This window comes from uncultured Mailhella sp. (assembly GCF_944324995.1).
In the GTDB taxonomy this organism is placed as follows: Bacteria; Desulfobacterota; Desulfovibrionia; order Desulfovibrionales; family Desulfovibrionaceae; genus Mailhella.
Window position 1 is genome coordinate 37,206 of record NZ_CALUYL010000012.1, and the last position, 22,423, is coordinate 59,628.

At 61.0% G+C, this 22,423-nt stretch carries 15 protein-coding genes; 6 read left to right on the plus strand and 9 right to left on the minus strand.

Annotated features, from left to right (window positions below; genetic code table 11):
* Positions 1 to 673 precede the first annotated feature (673 nt).
* Positions 674 to 1,804, plus strand: a complete 1,131-nt coding sequence (locus tag Q0K02_RS06630; RefSeq protein WP_294486402.1) for a metallophosphoesterase — start codon at positions 674 to 676, stop codon at positions 1,802 to 1,804.
* Between the two features lie 633 nt (positions 1,805 to 2,437).
* Here Q0K02_RS06630 and Q0K02_RS06635 read toward each other — a convergent pair.
* Both Q0K02_RS06635 and Q0K02_RS06640 read right to left on the minus strand, forming a co-directional pair.
* Positions 2,438 to 4,726 carry a bifunctional (p)ppGpp synthetase/guanosine-3',5'-bis(diphosphate) 3'-pyrophosphohydrolase gene (locus Q0K02_RS06635; protein ID WP_294486404.1) on the minus strand — a complete coding sequence of 763 codons (2,289 nt, stop codon included), beginning with the start codon at positions 4,724 to 4,726 and terminating at the stop codon, positions 2,438 to 2,440.
* 9 nt (positions 4,727 to 4,735) lie between these two features.
* Positions 4,736 to 6,304 carry a peptide-binding protein gene (locus Q0K02_RS06640; RefSeq protein ID WP_294486408.1) on the minus strand — a complete coding sequence of 523 codons (1,569 nt, stop codon included), beginning with the start codon at positions 6,302 to 6,304 and terminating at the stop codon, positions 4,736 to 4,738.
* A 308-nt stretch (positions 6,305 to 6,612) separates the two neighbouring features.
* Between Q0K02_RS06640 and Q0K02_RS06645 the strand changes: the two genes are divergently transcribed.
* Positions 6,613 to 9,867, plus strand: coding sequence for a DEAD/DEAH box helicase (locus Q0K02_RS06645; RefSeq protein ID WP_294486413.1), 3,255 nt, complete (start codon positions 6,613 to 6,615; stop codon positions 9,865 to 9,867).
* A 412-nt stretch (positions 9,868 to 10,279) separates the two neighbouring features.
* Positions 10,280 to 11,002: an NAD-dependent protein deacylase gene (locus tag Q0K02_RS06650; protein WP_294486417.1), complete on the plus strand. Its 723-nt coding sequence runs from the start codon at positions 10,280 to 10,282 to the stop codon at positions 11,000 to 11,002.
* Positions 11,003 to 11,306: 304 nt separating this feature from the next.
* Here the strand turns inward: Q0K02_RS06650 and Q0K02_RS06655 are convergent, their stop codons facing one another.
* Positions 11,307 to 11,660 (minus strand): metalloregulator ArsR/SmtB family transcription factor, encoded by a 354-nt coding sequence (locus tag Q0K02_RS06655; protein WP_294486420.1) that lies wholly within the window; start codon positions 11,658 to 11,660, stop codon positions 11,307 to 11,309.
* A gap of 256 nt (positions 11,661 to 11,916) precedes the next feature.
* Between Q0K02_RS06655 and Q0K02_RS06660 the strand changes: the two genes are divergently transcribed.
* The 3 genes from Q0K02_RS06660 (at position 11,917) to Q0K02_RS06670 (ending at position 15,592) form a co-directional block, all read left to right on the plus strand.
* Positions 11,917 to 12,894 (plus strand): TAXI family TRAP transporter solute-binding subunit, encoded by a 978-nt coding sequence (locus Q0K02_RS06660; RefSeq protein WP_294486422.1) that lies wholly within the window; start codon positions 11,917 to 11,919, stop codon positions 12,892 to 12,894.
* Between the two features lie 116 nt (positions 12,895 to 13,010).
* Positions 13,011 to 15,104, plus strand: coding sequence for a TRAP transporter permease (locus Q0K02_RS06665; protein WP_294486425.1), 2,094 nt, complete (start codon positions 13,011 to 13,013; stop codon positions 15,102 to 15,104).
* Entirely contained in the window at positions 15,101 to 15,592 is a 492-nt protein-coding gene (locus tag Q0K02_RS06670) for a translation initiation factor IF-2 (RefSeq protein WP_294486428.1), read from the plus strand. Before Q0K02_RS06665 ends, Q0K02_RS06670 begins: the two co-directional genes overlap by 4 nt.
* 612 nt (positions 15,593 to 16,204) lie before the next feature.
* Here the strand turns inward: Q0K02_RS06670 and Q0K02_RS06675 are convergent.
* The 6 genes from Q0K02_RS06675 to Q0K02_RS06700 all read right to left on the minus strand — a co-directional run bounded on the left by Q0K02_RS06675 (position 16,205) and on the right by Q0K02_RS06700 (position 22,335).
* Entirely contained in the window at positions 16,205 to 17,887 is a 1,683-nt protein-coding gene (locus Q0K02_RS06675) for a hypothetical protein (protein ID WP_294486431.1), read from the minus strand.
* Positions 17,880 to 19,517: a hypothetical protein gene (locus Q0K02_RS06680; RefSeq protein ID WP_294486434.1), complete on the minus strand. Its 1,638-nt coding sequence runs from the start codon at positions 19,515 to 19,517 to the stop codon at positions 17,880 to 17,882. Before Q0K02_RS06680 ends, Q0K02_RS06675 begins: the two co-directional genes overlap by 8 nt.
* 50 nt (positions 19,518 to 19,567) lie before the next feature.
* Entirely contained in the window at positions 19,568 to 20,011 is a 444-nt protein-coding gene (locus tag Q0K02_RS06685) for a glutaredoxin family protein (protein WP_294486437.1), read from the minus strand.
* Positions 20,012 to 20,118: 107 nt separating this feature from the next.
* Positions 20,119 to 20,625 (minus strand): peptidylprolyl isomerase, encoded by a 507-nt coding sequence (locus Q0K02_RS06690; protein WP_294486439.1) that lies wholly within the window; start codon positions 20,623 to 20,625, stop codon positions 20,119 to 20,121.
* A 67-nt stretch (positions 20,626 to 20,692) separates the two neighbouring features.
* Positions 20,693 to 21,661: an asparaginase gene (locus Q0K02_RS06695; RefSeq protein WP_294486442.1), complete on the minus strand. Its 969-nt coding sequence runs from the start codon at positions 21,659 to 21,661 to the stop codon at positions 20,693 to 20,695.
* Positions 21,658 to 22,335: a YigZ family protein gene (locus Q0K02_RS06700; protein WP_294486445.1), complete on the minus strand. Its 678-nt coding sequence runs from the start codon at positions 22,333 to 22,335 to the stop codon at positions 21,658 to 21,660. The genes Q0K02_RS06695 and Q0K02_RS06700 overlap by 4 nt, the downstream gene beginning before the upstream one ends.
* Between the last annotated feature and the right edge of the window lie 88 nt (positions 22,336 to 22,423).

Consider the following 22,423-nt stretch of genomic DNA (forward strand, 5'->3'; position numbering starts at 1 on the left):
AGCGGCATGCCAGGGGAATGGAATCTTCCCGTGCGCGTGGAGATACGAGCAGCATAGCCCGGACGGAAAAAACAAGCTCGGGAATCTCCCCGTGCGCGTGGAGACACGCTCATGTTTTTCCTTGGCTCGGCGATGGCTTTTTCGCCTTCCCGCGCGGGTGGGGATGCGCTCAGCGGCAAAAAAGCGAAACGCTCCGAGAACAAAGAATTTCCGCGCGTGGGGTGCGCTGCCACGCTCAACGTTTGCCGCTGCTGAATAACAGGGATTCCCGCACACGGGGGACGAGCGGAAACTGTTCAACGCCCGTCAGATGGAAAAAGCCCTCTTCCCCGCGCGAGCCTTCGCCGACCGATGCGCGGAAATTGTGCCTGCGGCGATCGTTCTTCCCCGCGCGGGGCCGAGCTCTGCCTGGGCTGTTCTCCCGTAACGGAAAAACACAGCATTCCCGGCCGTGCTTCCGAAAGAAAGCCGTGATCCTTCCGAAAACATGACGGAGAGCCTCTTCCGCCCGATCCCGCAGCGCGCCCCTCTGTGAACTTTCCGGGCGGCGGCCGCCCCCTCTTGACTCTTCGCGACTATCCGGCCAGAATTTCTCAACAAGTCCGGCGAGTCGCCGCGCTTTTCCACAACAACGTCTTCCGGCCCCGGGGCCGCCCCTCATACCGTCACAATCATGCGACTGCTTCTTCCTTCCGTCATCATGGCGGTCTATGTTTTTCTGAGTCTTGTCCTTCCTCTGAGGGCGGGACTGCCCGCCAAGGCCCTCCTGGGCGTCGCGCTCATGGCCGCCGCTCTCAAATACGTCTTCTATCAGGTAGTAGGCGGAGGCTTTTTCCGGCCCGACCTGCCCGCGCCCGTCATGTTGACGGCGGAAGCGCTGTACGCCGCGCTGCTGGTGCTCTTTGTGCTGGCGCTCGCCAAGGACGCGGCAGGACTTGTGCTGCGCGTCTGCCGCCTGTTCGGTGTCTCGTGGCGTCTGCCCCTCACGCCGGGATGGCGCTGCGTCCTTCTCATGCTCGTGTCTCTCTCCTGCGGCACATGGGGCACCTGGCAGGCCGTGCGCGTGCCCGACGTGCGCACCGTGAACGTGGCCGTTCCCAACCTTCCAGCAGAACTTGAAGGTTTTACGCTGGCGCAGCTCAGCGACCTGCACATCGGCCCGGTGCAGAAAAAGGCCTGGCTTGCCGAAGTGGTGCGGAGGACCAACGCGCTCTCGCCGGACGCCGTGGCCATCACCGGCGACATGATCGACGGTCTGCCGAACGCCCTGCGGGGCGAAATGACGCCCCTTGCCGACCTGCGGCCCAGATACGGCGTCTTCGGGGTTACGGGAAACCATGAATACTACTACGACGCACGCGGCTGGATACAGGAATTTCAGAAGCTCGGCGTCGTCATGCTGAACAACGAACATCGCGTGCTTCCCGGCGGACTGGTGCTCGGCGGCGTGCCCGACTCCACGGCAGAACGCTTCGGCGGCCGGGGCCCGGACGTCGCGGCCGCGTTTGCCGGCGCTCCCGACGGCGTGCGCGTGCTTCTCTCCCACAAGCCGCACACCTCGGGCATTCCCGCGCCGGGCGTGGCTCTTCAGCTCTCCGGGCACACGCACGGCGGTCTCATCTTTTTTCTGGCGCCGCTCATCGGCGCGTACAACGAGGGCTACGTCAACGGCCTGTATTCCACGCCGCAGGGCGGGCAGCTCTACGTCAATCCGGGCACGGGCCTGTGGAACGGCTTTTCCTGCCGCCTCGGCGTTCCCTCGGAAATCACGAAATTCGTCTTTCACCGCAAGGCCGATTCCTGAGCAGGGCCGCCCTCCTGTCGGCTCTGCCGGATGAAAACGCCGCAGGCGCATGCCGCCCGCGGTCATGATGATGCCGTGATGCGGTCCGCAGACCTCCAGCGCAGACCTTTCGGCAAAGTCCCGTCTTCTCGCTTTGCAGAAAGGAAAACGCCCTGTGATTCCGCTTTTGCAGACAGTTCATCGGCCATCCCGCCTGCGTCCAATGCGTACGTAAGGAAAACTTCAAGGAACAGTTCAACCTTTTCGCCCGTCCCGGCTGCCCTCGAGAGAAGTTCGAGCACAAAAAAAGCCGGAGAACTTCCCCGGCCTTATAGTAAAGCTATGGATAATCAACGAAGTTACTTCTTTATAACCCACAGTCCGCGAGGAACTTCCTCACATTTCATAAGTATACCTTCATTACGCAACTTCTGACCAGCCCAACGCATATCGTATTGCCAGCAATAAAAGAGATCACCTGATTTCCGGAGCTCGTCTTCATAATGTTCCCAAATATACTTACAAATTTGAACAATTTTTCCTTGTCCACCAAGAGCGTTTAACGCTTCAATAACCATATCGGGTAAATCATTCCTCGTCACGATACAACTCTCTTGTCTGGTTTATGCATTGAGTTAGCACGGATATAAACAATCAGACTTCCATGACCGACGTGCCGCGGCGCACTTCGAGCACATGATCGATGGCGCGCAGCTTGTCGATGGTCTGGTAGAGATGCACGGCGTCGCGCACTTCCACCGTGAAGTCCATCTGGGAGCGGCCGTCCACCGTGGATTTGATCTGCAACGCGTTGATGTTGACGTCCTGCTGCACGAACACAAGGCTGATCTTGGCCAGAAGGCCCTTCTCGTTGAGACCGAGAATGCTGATTTCCGCCGGGAAGGGCTTGCTCTCCTCGTTGTTCCAGGTCACGGAAATGAGACGTTCCGATTCCAGATTCTGGAGATGCGGGCAGTTTGCCGTATGCACGATGACGCCGCGGCCGCGGCTGATGAAGCCCACCACCTGATCGCCAGGCACGGGCTTGCAGCACTTGGCAAAGTGAATGAGCGTGTCTTCGATGCCCTTGATGGTGATGCCGTCAGAAGGCTTCTTGGCCGCGCCTTCCGGCTTGGCCGCCGCGCTCTCCTGCACGAGCTCGTGCTTGGGCGTAAGCAGGGTGAGCAGACGTTGCAGCACCTTGCGAGGGGTAAGACGTCCCGTGCCCACGGCCGCAAAAAGATCGTCCAGCACGTTGAGCGAGAACTCCGGCACCACGAGCTGCAAACGTCCGTCCTTGGCGGCCTTGGTCACGTTGAAGTCCATCTTGCGGCCTTCCTTTTCCAAGAGCTCCCTGCCGAGGGCCACGGCGGCCACGCGCTCCTCGGTGCGCAGGTAATGCTGAATGCGGCTTCGGGCCTTGGAGGTCTTCACCATCTTGAGCCAGTCGCGGTGCGGATGCCGGTTCTTGTCGGTGATGATCTCCACCATGTCGCCGTTTTTCAGCGGCGTGGCGAAGGGTTCGAGCTTGCCGTTGATCTTCGCGCCCACGCAGTGCGCGCCCACGTCGGAATGAATGAGGAAGGCGAAATCGAGAGACGTCGCGCCCTTGGGAAGCTGCTTCACCGCGCCCTTGGGCGTGAACACGTAAATTTCGTCGTTGAAGAGGTCCATGCGCAGCGAGCTCATGAACTCGCGGGAATCCGTCTCGTCGCGCTGGCGTTCCATGAGATCGCGCAGCCACTGGAACTGCGGCATGTCCTGCATGGCGATGGCGTGATTGCGCTCCTTGTACATCCAGTGCGCGGCCACGCCGTGTTCGGCCATGTTGTTCATCTCTTCGGTGCGTATCTGAATTTCGATGCGCTCGCCTTCCGGCCCGATCACCGTGGTGTGCAGCGACTGGTAGCCGTTGGCCTTGGGCATGGAAATGTAGTCCTTGAAGCGGCCGGGCACGGGTTTCCAGAGCACGTGTACAAGACCGAGCATGGCGTAGCAGTCGCGCAGATCGTTCACGATGACGCGGAAGGCGATGATGTCGTGCATCTCGTCGAGGGGCGTTTTCTGCGCCATCATCTTGCGATAGATGCTGTAGGTCTGCTTGATGCGGCCGAAAACGCGTCCGTTGATGCGGTTTTCGGTCATGATGGCCTCGATCTTCGCGATGACCTTGGAAATGAGCTGACGCTCGACTATCTGGTTGTCCTTGAGCCAGTTGGTGATTTCGGCGTAGGCGTCGGGCTGCAGATAGCGGAAGCTCAGATCTTCCAGCTTCTGCTTGAAAAGGTGCAGACCGAGACGGTTGGCGAGCGGCGCGTAGATGTCCATGGTTTCCTGGGCGATGCGCTGCTGCTTGTAGGGCTTCTGAAAGTCCAGCGTGCTCATGTTGTGCAGGCGGTCGGCCAGCTTGACCACCGGAACGCGGATGTCGTGCGCCATGGAAAGGATCATCTTGCGGATGTTTTCCGCCTGCGCCTCTTCCTTGGTGTCGAAGGTCATCATGTTGATCTTGGTCACGCCGTCCACGATGTCGGCCACCTGTTCGCCGAACAGCTCGTCGAGCTCGTCGATGGAGGAATCGGTGTCTTCCACGGTGTCGTGCAGCAGGCCCGCGGCCACGGTGTGCTCGTCGAAGCCCATTTTGGCCAGCGTGAGCGCCACCGAGGCAGGATGCAGAATATACGGATCGCCGGAAAGACGAAGCTGCCCGGCGTGGGCGGCGGAAGCGTAGTCGTAGGCGCGGCGCACCATGGCCACGTCGGCGTCCGGACAGTGCTTGACGAGTTCCTCCACAATGCTGTCGGCCGAAGGAATCTTCGAGGCCGGAGAGCTCGCCCCCGTGACGGGAGAGACCACCATGGAAACGTTTTCCTGTGGATGAACGTCTTTCTGCCGGGTCTCGCCCGCTTCCGCTGTCGTCTGAAGAATGGAAGTCTGACTCATAAGAACCTGCTATTGCTGGAGCGCTCTGGGAACCCACCACCGGTCAAAATTGTAGGTAATGCCCGCCGGAGCTGGTTGAATGCCCTGGAACCTCGCCTGAACCATGGGCAGAGAATACGGCACATAAAGAAAAAGGTACGGCTGCTCCTCGTGAAGTATTTCCTGAAACCTGTCGTAAATGGCCTTTCGCTGCCCTCTGTCCGCGAGGGCGCGGCCCTTTTCCAGAAGTCTGTCCACCTCCTCGTTGCGGAAGCCCACGAAATTGAGCCCGTGTCCCTCGGCGGCGGAGGAATGCCACACGTCGTAAATGTCCGGATCGTCAAGAATGTTCCACGCCAGAATCAGGGCGTCGAACTTTCTCGTGTCGACGAACTCCTTCAGGAAGGCGGCCCATTCCACCGTGCGGATGGAGACCTTCACGCCGACGGCCCGGAACATCTGCTGAAGAATGACGGCGACCTTGATGCGCTCGTTGTTGCCCTGGTTCACCAGTATGGTGAATTCAAAAGGCAGGCCGTCCTTTTCCAGAATTCCGTCCTTTCCCATCGTCCACCCCGCCTCGGCAAGCAGGCGGCGCGCACGCTCAGGGTCATAATCATACGCCTTGAGCGCCGTGTTGTACACCCATGTTCCGGGCTTGTAGGGGCCGAACGCGGGCTCTCCCATGCCCAGAAGCGCTCCTTTGATGATGCCCTTTCTGTCGATGGCGCAGGAAAGGGCCTGCCGCACCCTTCTGTCCTTGAAGAAGGGGCTTTTCTGGTTCAGTCCGAGATACGTGTAGCCGGAAGCGAGATACTTGTACTTGCGCCAGTTTTTTTCCCACCATTCGCCCTGGGTCTGGCGCAGATACTGCTGCGGCGAAAGCCCCACGAAATCGAGCTTGCCGGCGCGGGCTTCGAGAAACATGGTGGTGCTGTCGGGAATGATGCGGTAGATCACCTCGTCGAGGTAGGGGCGGCCCTTGAAATAGCGGTCGTTGGCCTCAAGCACGATGCGGCTGCCCGGCTCCCACGACTTGAGCTTGAACGGCCCGGCGCCGATAGGATTTCTCGCGTAGCGCGTGGAGGCGATGTTTTCGTGCTCCAGAATGTGCTTGGGCAGAATGGGATGCATCCAGGTGATGGCCGCGCGGGCGTAGGGCGCGTCGTAGCGCACCTCGAAGGAGAGAGGACCGGTCTGGCGGTATTCCTTCACGTTGAGGAAGTCCGCGGCGTAGGCGGTGGGCGTTTTCGGATCCGTCATGAGCTTGTAGGTGAAGGTGACGTCGTCGGCCGTGAGCGGATGCCCGTCCTGCCAGACCAGCCCTTCCTTGAGGCGAAAGCGCATGAAAAGTCCGCCCTCAAGCACTTCCCACTCTTCGGCGGCGCATTTTATGATGTTGAAATCCTTGTCGTATTCCAGCGGAGACGTGTAAAGCAGGCCCGCCACCTCGGCCGAAGCGGAATCGGACGCCAGATAGGGAATGAGGTTGGACGGCTCGCCGATGCTGCCCATGAGTATGCTGCCGCCGTACTCGGGCTGCGCCGGGAGAGAAAAAGTTTCCTCGGCCGCGCCGCAGAGACGGACAAAAAACGTCATGCAGAGCAAAAACGTTGCGGCAAGCCGCAGCGCGGAAGAAAAAGAACCTCTCGTTTCAGAGCAACATTGCGTCGAAACAGGGAAAAGCAACCCGGGACACGGCGGGAAATATAACTTTTTTTTCATGAAAAAAGCCTAGCACAGTTCACTTCTCTTGAAAACTGGGATATTATCGTATAATCCTAGAAGGCAATGGTCGGTATCGCCTTTTTTTGCTCAGGATTTCCGCTTCCGTCGATTTCCCTTCCGACCGTGCCGCACAAGGGTCAGCCTTTGTCCATACTTTCTGTCATTTGAGGTCTGTTGCCATGAACCGACGCGAGGAAATCGCCGCCCGTGGGCTTGCCGAAAACTTCATTCAGAACACCATTCCCGAGTACATCACGGAATATGGTCGCGCCATTGAAGCGGAAGGCAATCTCAGCAAATTCACCCTGCGCTTTGAAAACGACGTATGGACGGTGGAAAGCACCGTTCAGGGGGAAGATTTCGAGGCCTACAGCCCGGTGGTCCACATCAATCTTGCCGAACAGCGGGTCGATTCCATGTGCAACTGCATGGAAGCCTTCAACGGACCCTGTCGTCACGTCGCCGCCACGGCCATACACTTCATCAACTCTCTGGACATCTCCGAAGGCAAGGCCGATCCCGCGCCCGCGCCCCGCGAAGACTGGCGGCAGAGCTTCCGTCACTTCTTCGGCGGCACCTTCGAGCCCGAAACGGGGCGTCACTATTTTCTGTTCCGCTTCTTCCCGGAACCGGGACGCCTGTCCGTGGAATTCTTCCGCGCCCGTCAGAACAAGACCGGCCTTTCCTCCGTGCGTCAGGAAGTGACGCTCGATCAGATTCTGCGCAATCCCGAATGGTGCGAACATTCGCCGGAACTGCCCGTGGTCTGCCGTCAGATCGCCCAGTATCTCGACTACTACGGCCACCGCGTGGAAATCCCCGACGGGCTGCTTTCGTGGTTCTTCTGGGCCATACGCAAGGAAGACTATCTCTACTGGAAGGACACCGAAATTCCCTGCCGCATCGAGAGCTCTCCCATGGCGCTCAAGCTGCGCCCCTCGCTCGACGACGACGGTCTGCGCTTCGACGTGCTGCTTCAGCGCGAAGGCAAGAAGCCGTTTTCCATCATCGACGAAGAGCCCGACGAGAGCGGCGACATTCCCGCGCCCGCGCATGAAGGGGCCACGTTCCACGGTCAGATGCCCCTGTGGGTGTGCTGGAATCAGGGTTTCTATCCGGTGCAGACCTGCCTGAACCATCACGTCATTCAGGCGCTGGTGCACAAGGGCCCGGTCATTCCGCAGGAAGACATTCCCGAATTTCTCGACAGGGTGTGGACGCGCCTGCCCGCCTCGGAACTCTACGAGCAGGACGAATTCCTCAAGATCATGGAACCCGTGTTCCAGCCTGCCACGTACAATCCGAAGCTCTTCCTCGACGAAGAAGGAAGCCTGCTCACGCTGGAAGTGCAGAACATCTACGAAACCCTGCACGGCGAATTCACCCTGCCCGGCCCGAACCCCGATTTCCAGACGGGCAGCTACGTCTATGAAGGCAAGACCTTCCTCGTTCGCCGCAATCAGGTGGAGGAAAACGCCCTCATCACGCAGCTTTCCGACATGCGCTTCCAGCCGAGAAGCAGCCGCCTGTGGTTCATGGAGCCCGAAGAAGCCATTTCCTTTCTGCTCGACTCCTACCCCACCCTGCTGGAAAACTGGCGCGTGTACGGCGAAGCCACGCTCTCGCGCTACAAGGTGCGCGCCTCCACGCCGGTCATCAACGCGAGCGTGGAAAGCAACGAAAAGGAAAAGTGGTTCTCCCTCGACATTTCGGTGGATTACGACGGCCAGAACCTGCCGCTCGACCGCATCTGGAAGGCCTGGCTCAAGGGCAAGCGCTACGTGCAGCTCAAGGACGGCTCCTACGCCTCCCTGCCCGAATCCTGGCTCGAAAAGCTGGCCCACAAGCTCAAGGTGCTCGGCCTTGATCCGGCCAAGCCGCCCAAGCAGAAGTTCAAGCAGTACGAGGCCCCGGTGCTCGACAACCTGCTCGAAGACCTGCCCGGCGCGCTGGAGGATTCCTTCTGGAGCAAGCTGCGCGACAACATCCGCAACTTCCACGAAGTCAAGCAGATAGAAACGCCCAAGGGCCTGCAGGCCTCGCTGCGTCCCTATCAGCTTCAGGGCATCTCGTACCTCAACTTCCTCAACGAGTACGGCTTCGGCGGCATTCTCGCCGACGAAATGGGCCTCGGCAAGACCATTCAGACGCTCGCCTTCGTGCAGCACATGGTCAACCACGGTTCGCAGGGCCCCAACCTCATCGTGGTGCCCACCTCCGTGCTGCCCAACTGGGACCGCGAAGCTTCCAAGTTCGTGCCCGGACTCTCGCGCGTCATCGTGTACGGCACGCGCCGCGAAGGACTGTTCCGCAAGATCGCCACGTCCGATCTCGTCATCACCACCTACGCACTGCTGCGCCGCGACATGGAGGAACTCGAACAGCACGAGTTCAACTCCATCATTCTCGACGAAGCCCAGAACATCAAGAACCCCAACACCATTACCGCCCGCTCCGTGCGGCAGATCAACGCCAAGATGCGCCTCTGCCTCTCGGGCACGCCCATTGAAAACAACCTCTTTGAACTGTGGAGCCTGTTTGAATTCCTCATGCCGGGCTTCCTCGGCAGCCAGCACGCCTTCCAGCGCGGGGTCATCAAGCCCATCAAGGAAGGCGACGCGGAAACCCTCGAATATCTGCGTTCGCGGGTGAAGCCGTTCATTCTGCGCCGCACCAAGGCCGAAGTGGTCAAGGATCTGCCGCCCAAGGTGGAAAACGTCATGTACTGCGCCCTCGAAGAGGAACAGGCCGAACTCTACGCCTCCCTCGCGCGCAAGCTGCGTGAACAGGTGCTCGCCGACGTGGACAAGAAGGGCATGGCCAAGAGTCAGATGTCCATTCTCGACGCCCTGCTCAAGCTGCGTCAGATCTGCTGCCATCCCAAGCTGCTCAAGCTGGACATGCCCGGCTTCAACGCCAACATGCCGTCCGGCAAGTTCGAGGCCTTCAAGGACATGATCCTCGACATCGTGGAAGAAGGTCACAAGGTGCTCGTATTCTCGCAGTTCGTGCAGATGCTGCAGCAGATACGCGCCTGGCTCCAGATGACGGACATTCCCTTCTGCTACCTCGACGGCTCCAGCAAGGACCGTCTGGAACAGGTGGACCGCTTCAACAACACGCCTTCCATCAGGATCTTCCTCATTTCCCTGAAGGCGGGCGGCACGGGCCTCAACCTCACGAGCGCCGACTACGTCATCCACTACGATCCGTGGTGGAACCCCGCCGTGGAAAGCCAGGCCACCGACCGCGCCCACAGAATAGGCCAGTCGCGTCAGGTGTTCTCCTACAAGCTCATCTGTCAGAACACCGTGGAAGAAAAGATTCTGAAACTCCAGGAAATGAAGCGCGGCGTGGCCGAAGCCGTCATTCCCGGACAGGAATCCTGGAAGTCACTCACGAGAGAAGACCTCGAAATGCTCTTTGAAGTGTAGCGGATTCCCGCCGACCTCAAGCGGCCCCGCGCGTTTGCGCCGGGCCGCTTTTTTTGCGTCCGCGCCCCTTGAATTTTCCCGCTCCTGACGTATCGTCCTCGCAGAAGCGAAAAGATTCCGCCCTCGGAACGCCGAGCTACCCCAAGCTTCGCGGTCGAAGCAGCGAAAACGCCCTTCCGATGCCCCCCCGCAGTCCGTCCGCGCATCCGACGCCCGCGCCTGTGCATTCGACTCATGCGCCCGCGAATCCGACGCATGCCTCTGCGCCCCGCGCTTCTTCGCCGGACGTCGCGCCGGACGCACCGCCTCCGGGCCTCCTGGGCGCTGCGTGCATCCGTGCTGCGCTCCGCCTGCGGAACCTTGCCGGGATGTTCCCGGTTCTCATTCACCTGCAACCATCCGGGAGCCGCACATGACGCTTACCGAACTGCTTTCCAACGCCAAACACGCCGTCGTTCTTACCGGCGCAGGCATTTCCACCCTTTCCGGCATTCCCGACTTCCGCGGCGCAGGCGGTCTCTACACCCGCACCGACATCGACGCCAACAAGCTCTTCGACCTCGACTACTTCATGAAGGAACCTACCTACTACTACGAGCACTCGAAGGATTTTCTCTACAATCTGGAGGAAAAGGAGCCCAACATCGTTCACAAGACGCTCGCCCGTCTGGAAAAGGAAGGCGTCATCCACTCCGTCATCACGCAGAACATCGACCTGCTCCACCAGAAGGCCGGATCGAAAAAGGTGCTGGAACTGCACGGTTCGCCGCTGCTGCACCACTGCCTGCGCTGCGGCAAGAGCTGGACATTTGAAGAAATCGCCCCCCTCGTGCGCGTCGGCGAAGTGCCCGTGTGCGACAAATGCGGCGGCATCGTGAAGCCGGACATCGTGTTCTTCGGCGAAGGACTGCCCGAATACGCCCTCACCGAGGCGGAACGCGAAGCCCGCGCCGCCGACCTCATGCTCGTGCTCGGCACCAGCCTCACCGTGTACCCGGCCGCGGCCGTGCCCGAAATCACCCTCCAGTCCGGCGGCAAAATCGCCATCATCAACCGCGACCCCACCCACCTCGACCGCTACGCCACCTGGATAGGCCGCGACCTGAAAAAGGAAATGGAAGAGCTGGAGATTTAAAAGAGATGCGGGGCTCTGCCCCGCTCCCCGCCGGGGGAAATGATTTCCCCCGAACCCCCTCAATTCCGCCTCCCTATCTTCGCCGCTTCGGCGGAAGAACGTTCCTGCCTGGAAAGCGCTCATCGAAAAATACGGCGCAGTTCCGCAGGCAAGACGACTCTGCAAAAATTTTTTTTGCGCCCCTCTGCACATTTTTCGCCGCATTTCGGCACAAACGCCGACGCAAAAAACGGCAGCGCCTCTTTTTTGCTGTTTGGCCTTTCAGCAAAACAGTTCCCGAAACGCCGTCTTTCGACGGCCGGGCTCAGGGAGCCATCATGGCGGTCAGTCGCGCCTGCCGGGCCTGCGCCTTCTTGTCGAGCGTGGCCGACGTGGCCGTCAGAAACTGCCCCAGGCAGGACAGCTTGAGCGCATAGTACACATGCAGCCCCCGCTTCTCGTCCGTCACGATCTCGGCGGCCTTCAATACGGCCAAGTGGCGGGAAATCGTGGACATATCCGCGCCTACAAGACGCTGCAGTTCCGCCACGCACATCGGGCCGCGCGTCAGCGCCTCGGCCATCATGAGCCGGCTCGGATGCCCGAGCGCCTTGAATATCCTGGCCTGCGCCTCAATATATGATCTGTCCGGCAGACGCCTCGACAGCAGCATGTCCATAGTTCCCCTCCCCATGCCTGTTAGTTGCGTAATTGACAAAATACACAACAAGAATCCCCAGTGTCAACGCTGCAATTCTCTGCTGCTTCTCTGCGATATCGACGCGATATTCACATTTTCGTGAATTTTTCACCTATTGCGCTGCGCAAAAAACGATGACATCATGCAACAATCAGGCACAAGGAACAGAAAACAGCGTCGACAGCGACCTTTTTCTCGCCATTTTTGACAATATTGAACGTTGCAGGAGGCACCCATGTTCAGAAAATTCTTTGCCGTCGCCCTCGGCGCGGCCATGCTTCTTTCCGGCGCGATGGCGGGCGAGGCCCTGGCCGCCAAATTCGTCACCATCGGCACCGGCGGCATCACCGGCGTGTACTATCCCACGGGCGGAGCCATCGCCAAGATCATCAACGCCAAGAAGGACGTGTACAACATCCGCGCCAGCGTGGAATCCACCGGAGCTTCCAAGTTCAACATCAACGCCATCAACAACGGCGATCTCGAATTCGGCATCGCCCAGGCCGACACCCAGTATCAGGCCTACAAGGGCGTCGGCGACTGGGAAGGCAAGCCCGTGACCAAACTGCGCTTCGTGTTCGCCCTCGCGCCCGAAGCCGTGACCTTCGTGGCCGCCGAGGATTCCGGCATCAAGAGCCTCGCCGACGTCAAGGGCAAAATCATCAATCTCGGCGATCCCGGTTCGGGCAACCGCATCAACGCCCTCCAGGTCTTCAAGGAAGTGGGCCTCGAACCCGGCAAGGACTTCCGCGGCGAAGGCCTCAAGCCCGCCGACGCGCCCCACACCCTTCAGGACGGCCGCATCGACGGCTTCTTCTACACGCTGGGACATCCCAACGGCAACATCAAGGAAGCCACAGCCGGCAAGCGCAAGTGCCGCATCGTGCCCATCACCGGCATGGACAACCTGCTCAAGGAATGCCCCTACTACTCCAGGACCTTCATCGACATGAGTCAGTATCCCGACGCCTCCAACGCTTCCGACGGCAAGGTGGAAACCATCGGCATGCTCGCCACCTTCGTGACCTCCGCCGACACCCCCGACGACATCGTGTACGCGATCACCAAGGAAGTGGTGGAAAACCTCGACGAATTCAAGAAGCTGCATCCGGCGCTCGAATCCATCACCAAGGAAAGCCTGCTGGAAGGCCGCACCGCTCCCTTCCATCCCGGCGCTGAAAAGTACTTCAAGGAAGTCGGCCTGATCAAGTAGCAAAGCTGCGCATGCACGCTCTTTGCACCGTTATGACGGATGCCTTTGCGGGGGCCTGCCCAGGCTCGCCCCCGCGCGCCGTCTTTTGTTTTTCCTAACCTGCGGGACACTCTCTCATGCCTCAGAAACACATTCAGACCACTCCGGCCGGAGACAAATACAAGGAAGATCTGGCCCACGCCGAGCACGGCATGCGCGGCGACACCATGGGCATCACGGCGAAGATCACCTTCGTCATCGCCCTGTGCTGGTCGCTCTTCCAGATGGCCAGCGCGAGCTTTCTGCTCATCGACTCCATCTTTGTGAAGGCCATTCACCTGGCCTTTGCCATCACCCTCGTTTACTTCAACATTCCCCTGCTCAAGCCCTCGTCCTCCTCGCGATGGGACCTGCGCATTCTGCTGGCCATGAACAGAGTGACCGTCATGGACTACATTCTCGGCATCATGGCTGCCGTGGCCGCGCTCTACATCTTTCTGGATTACGCCGGACTCTCCGCCCGTCCCGGCGCGCCCAACGCCCGCGACATTCTCATGGGCATTCTGCTCGTGGTTCTGCTGCTCGAAGCCACCCGCCGCGTGCTCGGTCCGGCGCTGCCCATCATCTGCACGGTCTTCATTCTGTACGTGTTCACCGGGCCCTATCTGCCCGATTTTCTGGCCTTCAAGGGCGCGTCGCTCTCCCGATTCATCTCACAGATAACCATGGACACGCAGGGCGTGTACGGCATTCCGCTTCAGGTTTCCGCCACCGTGGTCTTCCTGTTCGTGCTCTTCGGCACCATGCTCGACCGCGCAGGCGGCGGCACCTTCTTCACGCAGCTCGCCATCAGCGGTCTCGGCAGATACCGCGGCGGCGCGGCCAAGGCCGCCGTGTTCAGCTCCGCCCTCTCCGGCATGGTGTCCGGCTCCAGCATCGCCAACGTGGTCACCACCGGCACCTTCACCATTCCGCTCATGAAGCGCGTGGGCTATCCCGCCGTGAAGGCCGCCGCCATCGAAGTGGCGTCGTCGGTCAACGGTCAGCTTGCGCCGCCCGTCATGGGCGCGGCCGCCTTCATCATTGCCGAATACGTGAACGTACCCTACATCGAAGTGGCCAAGGCGGCCGCCATTCCGGCCTTCGCCTCCTACGCCGCCCTGCTCTGGATCACCCATGTGGAAGCCTGCAAGCTCGGTCTGCGCGGGCTCTCCAAAGACGAACTGCCCCGCACCTGGGAGGTGCTGCGCGGCGGACTGCATTTTCTCTTTCCTCTGGCCATGCTGCTCTATGAGCTCATCGCCCTGCAGCACTCCGCCGAGCTTTCCGTGTTCCGCGCCATTCTCGTGCTCGCGGTCATCATGATCTTTCAGCCCGTGTGCATCGCCGTGGTGCGCAAGACCTCCAAGTGGCAGGCCTTCAAGGAAGGCCTCAAGCTGACCGTCTCCTCCATGGCCGCCGGCGCCAACAACATGGCCGGCGTGGCCCTGGCCACGGCTTCGGCAGGCATCATCGTGGGATGCGTCTCTCTCGGCCTCGGCCAGCAGATCACCTCGTTTGTGGAAGTGCTTTCCATGGGCAACATCTTCCTGCTGCTCATCATCACCGCCGCCGCAAGCCTGCTGCTCGGCATGGGCCTGCCCACCACCGCAAACTACATCATCATGGCCTCGCTTACCGCGCCCGTGCTCGTGGAACTGGCTTCCGGCTTCAGCATTCACGGCGTGCAGCTCGCCGTGCCCCTCATGGCCGCGCACCTGTACTGCTTCTATTTCGGCATTCTCGCCGACGACACGCCCCCCGTCGGCCTTGCCGCCTACGCCGGAGCCGCCATTGCGAACGCCTCCCCCATCGCCGTGGGCATTCAGGGCTTCTTCTACGACATCCGCACCGCCCTGCTGCCGCTGGTGTTCATCTTCAACCACGACATCATTCTCTGGAACATCAACAGCCTGCCCGAAGCCGTCATGATCTTCTGCATGACCTCGCTCGGCATGGTCTGCTTCTCTTCCATGATTCAGGGATGGTTCATCACGAAGACCAGCCTGCTCGACCGGCTGCTTCTTCTCGCTTCTTCGGTGGTTCTCATGTATCCCGCCCTGCTCACGGGCTTCTTCCTGCCTCAGGAACAGCGGCATTTCGGCTATCTGGCGGGCCTTGCCCTCATGGCTCTCGCGTATCTGCGGCAGAAGGCGGGCGCACGCACGGCGTCCGGGGAGGCAGCGGCATGAAAAGAAGAACCGGCATCATCGCCAAGCGCTCCCTGCGCCCCAGGGCGATGAAAAAGATCGTTGACGGCAACGTGCAGCAGGAACTGCAGTGCGCGCACTGCAAGACCATATTCCCCGACTACCTCGGCCGCTGCCCCGAATGCGGCAGCGACGAATGGACCGCCCTCGTGGAAGTGAATCCCTACGCCCGCGTGCCCATGGAAAGCATCATCAAAGGCTGCGCGCATCTGCTCTGGATGCTCGGCATTCTGGGCTTCTTCGTCTTCGTGTGGCAGATGGACGACCCCGATCCGGACGTGTGTCTGCTGTACCTGTACGGCGGCGTGGCCACGCTGGTGGTGTGCATACTCGTTTCCGCCGCGTTCTTCAGCCTGAGCGAGCTCATGCGCCGAACGCTGCGCATCCAGCGACGCCTCAAGGTCTTCCACGAACACTACAACGAAACCCACCCCGTCAAGCACATCTGGAAAACACACATCAACAGTTGACACTCCCCGACTCCCGTCCCGCGGCCAAGCTCCGGGGCGGGAGTTTTTTTCATGCGCTCCGCAGGCCCGCCCAGGCGGCACAGACCGCGCCTGCCGCGCAGGCTGCTCATGTCGCCGAGGGGCCGCAGGACCGCAGGCTGCCCCCACGGACTCCCTCCGGGACTCACGCAGGCCTCCGCGCAGACCGGAAGACCCAGCCCCCTCTCCCCGTGCCGCGTTCCCAAAATACCACCCGAAAAGCGCCTTGAACGCCGTCGGATGTCTTTCCGCCCGGCACGGAAAATCGCCGCCGGAGGGGGACGCCGATGCCCCCGCGCCGTGTTCCGAGCTCACGGAAAAACAGGGGCGAGGCGTCCTCTCTTTCGCGCCGACCTTCCGCAGGCCCGGCAACAAGGCAGACGGACGGCTCGGCAAACAGACGGAGCGGCGAAAGTCTCCCCACGCAGGATTTCCCCGCCGGACGCCTTTTTTCCCCCGCACAAGCGTGAAAACCCGGGAACGCGCCTGTCCTGCGCTCCCCCTCATGAACGCTCGCCCTCTCATGAACGACGAAGGGCGACGGATGACTCCGTCGCCCTTCTGCGCCGCGCGGCAGTCCCGCCTGCGTCGACCTTACTGTTTCGGCAGATACTCCCTCAGCGCCTTGTTCCCCGGCTCCGCGCTGAAGCTCAGCGGCAGCTCATCGGGGTTCAGGGAAGCCAGCGTCAGCGCCTCCATGAAGTTCATGGGCTGCGCCGGAGCAATGACCATGCGCATCACGCCGGGCTTTTCAAACATGACAAGCAGCGCCTCGCCGAGCTCGCGCACGGGCCGTTCCTTTTCCTTCGCCATCTTTCCGAGCAGCATCGAAAGCTCGGCAAGTTCGCGCTCCGCCGTCGAATCGCTCCACCGGGCCCCAATTTCCACGCTCATGGGCAACAGGCCGGAATCCCGATACGTCACGTTCACGTTCTTCAGCCTCATGCTGGTCATGAACTCGTTGAGCCCGGCCCTGTCATCGGACGTAATCGCGTTCACCAGCCCGCGAAGATCGCCCTGCAGCGCCATGTCGCCTTCCAGGGAGCCGAGGCCTTCCACCTCGTACCGAACCTTGCCGGAACACGCTTCCCGGCTCACCAGGCTGTCGCTCGACGCGTTCAGCGTGAGGCCGTCCGGAGCGTAGCGGGAAATGATGTCGGCCTCCTCCATCGTTTTCGGGAACGTCATCTTCAGGCCGGAAAGATCCGTGACATAACGGCTCGCGCCCTGATCCGTCATGGACAGTCGATAGTCGAAGCTCTTCATGGTCACGGCAAAGACCTCAGGCGCTGCGCCTTTCTCTTCGGGCGCATCCTGAACGCTCGGGGAGCCGCCTTCAAAGACCGCAGGCGCTTCTTCCGGCGTATCCTGGAAGTTCAGGGAGCCGCCTTCCATGAAAATGCGTCCGACGGGCATGTGATCCCGGTAGGCCGCTCCTATGATGCGATCCATCTCCGTAAAGATCTGCTCGCCGACGTCGCCGAACAGATCTTCCTCGCTGACGGCGTCAATGCTTTTGCTCACCTTGAGAAATTCCGCCACCAGCTCCGGCTCGGGCATGCGGATGTCCCGGATTTCCAGCGTGTCCAGCGTGCCGGAAACATCCTTGCCAAAGCCGCGCAGTCCGAAAAATCCCAGGCTGACGGGAGAAACCTTTTCCCCGGCTTCGGGCGCGCGCAGGCCTTCCACAAGGGCGATTCTCTCCACGCTGAGGCTGACGGGCGACATCGTTTTCTCGGAAAGTTTTATGGAAACGTTGGAAGCTTCCATGCCGTCGATGCGGCAGCGGTACAGTTCCTCAAAGAACGCCGCCTCTCCCCTGTGCTCCCTGTGCAGGCTCAGCAGCGTGCCGAGCCGCTGATACCAGCCCGTAAGACGCACGCTGCCCGCCTTCTGCTCCACGGTGGTCTCTCCCAGAGTCACCGTGTCGTCGATGCCGGAGGCGGCGATGGACTCGGCCACCACGGGAAGCGCATCGGGATTGTAGGCCGCGTCGGACTTCGTAAAGACGTACTTGCGGTTGAATCCCTTCACTTCCACGCTGTCGATGGATCCTTTGCGCGTAAATCCCTCGTCGGAGAGCTTGTAGGTGACGCCCTTGAGCGTAAGCGTGTTGCCGAGCAGCGAATATTTGATCTCTCGCGCCTCGGCGGGCACCACGGCGAGCGCCTCGGCCACGGCCTTTTCCGTCTGCGTTTCCACGGCGCGCACGCCGAACCATCCGGCAATGCCGGCACACACCACGATGACGCCGCCGATCACATATTTCTTATTCATGGTCTTTCCCTCGCAGATAATCCGTCAGCGCCCTGTCGCCCGGCTTCGAGCGGAAGGAGACGGGAAGAGCGTCGGGATTCCTTGACATAACCTCAATGAAATCCACGGCGTTCATGGGATTTTCGGGAGCAATGGTCATGGAAAATTCGCCGGGTCGGGAAAGCTGCTCCGCCAGCGCGCGGCACAGTTCCCTCATGGGTCTTTCGGGAGATTCCCCGAACATCTTCAGCATGCCGACGGAGGTCGCCAGCAGCTTTTCCGGCGTGCTGAACTTCCACGCGGCCACAAATTCCACGCCCAGGGGAACCAGGCCGGAATCCTTATAGACAAGATGCATGCTCCGCATGCGCAGATTCTGCATGAGCGCGTCCAGCTCTTCCGGCGACTCTTCATCGCTGAGCAGCGCCTGTTCCAGAGCGCGCACGTCGCCGGTCAGGGAAATGTCGCCGTCCAGCGTTCCGAGGCCTTCCACCTCGTAGTGCGACCGGGCCGAAAGCTCCGTGTCGCTCGTCAGGCTCTCGCCGTCCGCGTTCAGCACCAGCCCGTCGGGCGCGTAGCGGGAAATCACGTTGGCTCCCGGCAGCGTGTACGGAAGATTGATCTTCAGGCCGGAAAGCCTCGTCGTGTTCCTGAGCGCGCCCTTGTCTGCCCAGGACAGAGCATAGTCCAGGCTTTTCAGGCCGACGGAAAGCGCGGCGACTCTGCCGCCAGAATTCGGCGGATATTCGTTCCGGGTAAAGGACGCACCCTGCAGGGCGACGCGTCCCACCGGAATCTTGTTCTCGTAGTTCTTCTGCAGCACGGCGAACATCTCGTCGATGCGCCCGGCATCGAGCGCACCGGACGGGGCGTCCCCGGAAGCGGCGTCCCGGTTCAGGCGGAGACATGCAGCCAGCGCCGCGGGTTCGGGAAGCCGCACGTCCCTCAGTTCCAGACTCTGAAGGCCGCCGAAGAACTGATGCCCGGCAAAGCGGATGCCGGAAATTTTCACGCTCGCGGGCGCCACCTTCTCCTCGCCGCGCGGGGCGCGCAGGCCGTCGGGAAGGGATACGGAATCCACGGTCACGTTCACGGGTGCGGCGTCGGGCGCAAGAATGGTGGTCGAAATTCTGCCGACGTCGAAGCCTTCCAGGCTGCAACGGAACAGTTCCTCGAAGTACGATTCCTCGCCGCGATGCTGACTGTGCTGATCGAGCAGCATGCCGAGGCGCTGACGCCAGCCGCGTATCTGCACTTCGTCGATGTTCTGTTCCACGCGCGTCTGCGCCACGTGAATGCTGTCGACAATGCCTTTGGCGGTGACGGATTCCGCCACAACGGGAAGCTCATCGGCATGATAGGCGGGCATGTCGGGCCTGACGTACACGCACTTGCGGTTGAAGCCCTTCACTTCCACGCTTTCGATGGTGCCCTTGTGCATGATCCTGTCGTCGGGGAGCTCATATTCCACGCCCTTCAGCGAAAGGGTGTTGCTGAGAAAGGAATACCTGATCTCGGCAGCCTGCGCGGGCACGGCGGAAAGCGCCGCGAACACGGCGTCTTCGGTGTAGCTTTCGAGAATGCGCAGGCCCATGTAGCCGGAAACGCCGGCCCAGAAGATGAGGCCTCCCACGATGTACTTTTTATTCATAACGCTCCTCTGACGTTGCTGGAAATGCGCTCGGGATGAGTCGCCGCCTGTCAGTCCGCAAGGCCCAGCAGCTTCTTGACGGCCTCCTCGCGGAAGCCCACCACGCTGCGGCCGTCCGGCACCACCAGCGTGGGGAACGAGCCGCGGGGATTGTGCGAACGGAGCGTGGTCATGATTTCCTTTCTGGCCGGGTCTTCAAAATCGTCCACGTAGATGAGCTTGTGCTCAATGCCCCGCTGATCGAGAAAATCCTTGAGGCGAACGCAGTGACGGCAGGTATGCAGGGTGTACATCACCGGCATGCCGCAGCTGCACGGATCCACGCCGCAGCGGTAATCCTCCTCCTTGCCGCGGGGAACTCCCGTGGCCGACAAGGGGCGTACCTTTTCCGTCGATTTCTTCTTCTCCTTGCCGAAGAAGACCAGCAGACAGATGCCTATGAGAACACACGCCACGATGAGAGGCAACGCGCCTGAACCCGAAACAGCTTCCACGTAACGCTCCTGAACTCGATCCGCGGCCGCGGACCGGCTGACCGCACCTTCCGGGGCGGCAACATACAAAAAAAGCCGGCGCGAAACCGGCTCTCCGCAATGGGCGGCTATTCAAAACGACTGACGCGGGTGATGACGACCATGTCCAGAGGCACGGCCTCGTGCTCGCCCTGCGGCTTCACCTTGAGCTTGGCAATCTTGTCCACCACGTCCATGCCGTCTTCCACGCGGCCGAACACGCAGTAGCCGAATCCTTCGGGGGTGTCGTCCCTGTGATCGAGCTCTTCGTTGTCCACCACGTTGATGAAGAACTGCGCCGCGGCGGAATGCGGTTCCGACGTGCGGGCCATGGCCAGCGTGCCGCGCTTGTTGGAAAGGCCGTTGCCCGCTTCGTTGACCACGGGTTCGTGGGTGGGCTTTTCGTCCATGCGCACGCCGAGTCCGCCGCCCTGAATCATGAAGTCCTTGATGACGCGGTGGAAAATGGTGTTGTTGTAGAACTCTTCGTCCACATAGCGCAGAAAGTTCGCCACGGTGGCGGGAGCCTTGTCTTCAAAAAGTTCCAGCAGAATGTCGCCGGAGGAAGTTTCCATAAGAACAAGAGGATTGCTCATCGTCGTCTCCACAGAGGTAATTTTTTCTTTTGTGACGCAAAAAAGGGGAAAAGGCAAGGCAAACGGCCTAGAGGGGGCTTTCCATGAAGGCGCGCACCTCCTGCGCGCTGCCGCAGTGGCGCAGCGCCTGCATGAGGCGCACGGTCAGGGTTTCCACGGTCTTGTCGCCGCCGGAAATCGCCCCGAGCCTCGCCGCCAGCACCCCGATGGGATACCGGGAAAGATCCACGCCGTCGAACACGCACTGCGAGGCGCACACGATGACCACGCCCTTTTCCACGGCGCGGCGTATGGCGGGCAGAAAGCTGCCCCGGCTGTCGTTGGGCACGCCGCCCGCGCCGAAGCCCTCGATGATGACGCCCCGATAGCCCGCGTCCACGAGCATGTCCAGAAGTCCGGGAGACGTGCCCGGCACGAGCTTGAGCACGCAGACCATGCGCTCAAGGCCGAGCACAAGTTCCAGGGGCTCCTTCGGCAGGGGGCGACGCTCCTTCCACTGCACGCCCTGCGGCGTGATGCGCGCAAGCGGCGCGTTCACGCTGGCGTAGGCCGCAAAGCTCTCGGTGTGCATCTTCTTCGCCCTTCCGCCGTCGATGACCGCGCCGTGAAACACCACGAACACGCCGGGCTCGCCCTCGCAGGCCACGAAAAAGGCGTCCTTAAGATTGCGCGGGCCGTCGGAACCTTCCGCCTCCAGCGGAAGCTGCGCCCCCGTGATGATGACGGGCTTCGACAAATGCCTCAGCATCTGATGCAGCGCCGCCGCCGTGTAGGCCAGCGTGTCCGTGCCGTGCGTGATGACGAAGCCGTCGTACTTGTCGTAGTTGTCGGCCACGGCGCGGGCCATGGTTTCCCAGTCTTCGGGCTGGAGGTTGCTGCTGTCGAGATTCATGAGCTCGCGCACGTCCACCCGGCAGGGCAGATCCCTGCCGAGAAAATGCAGCATGGCTTCGCCGGAAAGACGCGGCACCAGCCCGTCTTCCGAAGGCTCACAGGCTATGGTGCCGCCCGTGGCCAGCATGAGAATGTTCTTCATCCGTTGTCCTCTTCCAGAGGCATGAGTTCGCTTGCGCCGTCCGTCGCTTCTCTGAGCGCCTCGCGGCAGGGTTCCACAAGATCTTCGGGCATCTCCAGGGTAAAGAGTCCACGCGCACCGAAATCCTCCTCCACCACGCGCGCCTGGAAGCGCGGCAGCAGCCGGTAAAACCGATCCGCGTGGGCGTAGTCCACTTCCACCATCGCCTGCGCGAGCACCTTTTTTTCCGTCACCGGCAAAAGCAAAAGCGCCTGCTTCACGCCGTTCTGATACGCGCGCGTCAGGCCTCCCGTGCCCAGCTTGATGCCCCCGAAATAGCGCGTGGTCACGGCCGCAAGCTCGCCTACGCCCCCGTACAGAAGCTGCGCAAGCATGGGGCGGCCCGCCGTGCCGTGAGGTTCGCCGTCGTCGCTCTGCCCCACCTGCGCCGTGTCGCCCGGACGCCCCGCGGCGTAGGCCCAGCAGTGATGCCGCGCGTCGGGAAACTCCCGGCGCACGCTCTCCACAAAGCTGAGCGCGCGCTCCCGGCTGTCGGCCCGCGCAAGCGTGGTGATGAAGCGGCTGCGCTTTATCTCCTCTTCAAAGCGCACGCAGCACGCTTCTCTTCCGCCCGGACGCGTCAAAAGCGCCGCGTCGAACAGCGGCAGATCGGGAACCTTGTAGGAGACTGCCATAAAAAACCTTTATTATCATATAGTTATAAAAAAAGACAAAAAAATAACCGCCGCCTTGCAAAAAAACACTTTACAAAGGCGGAACTCT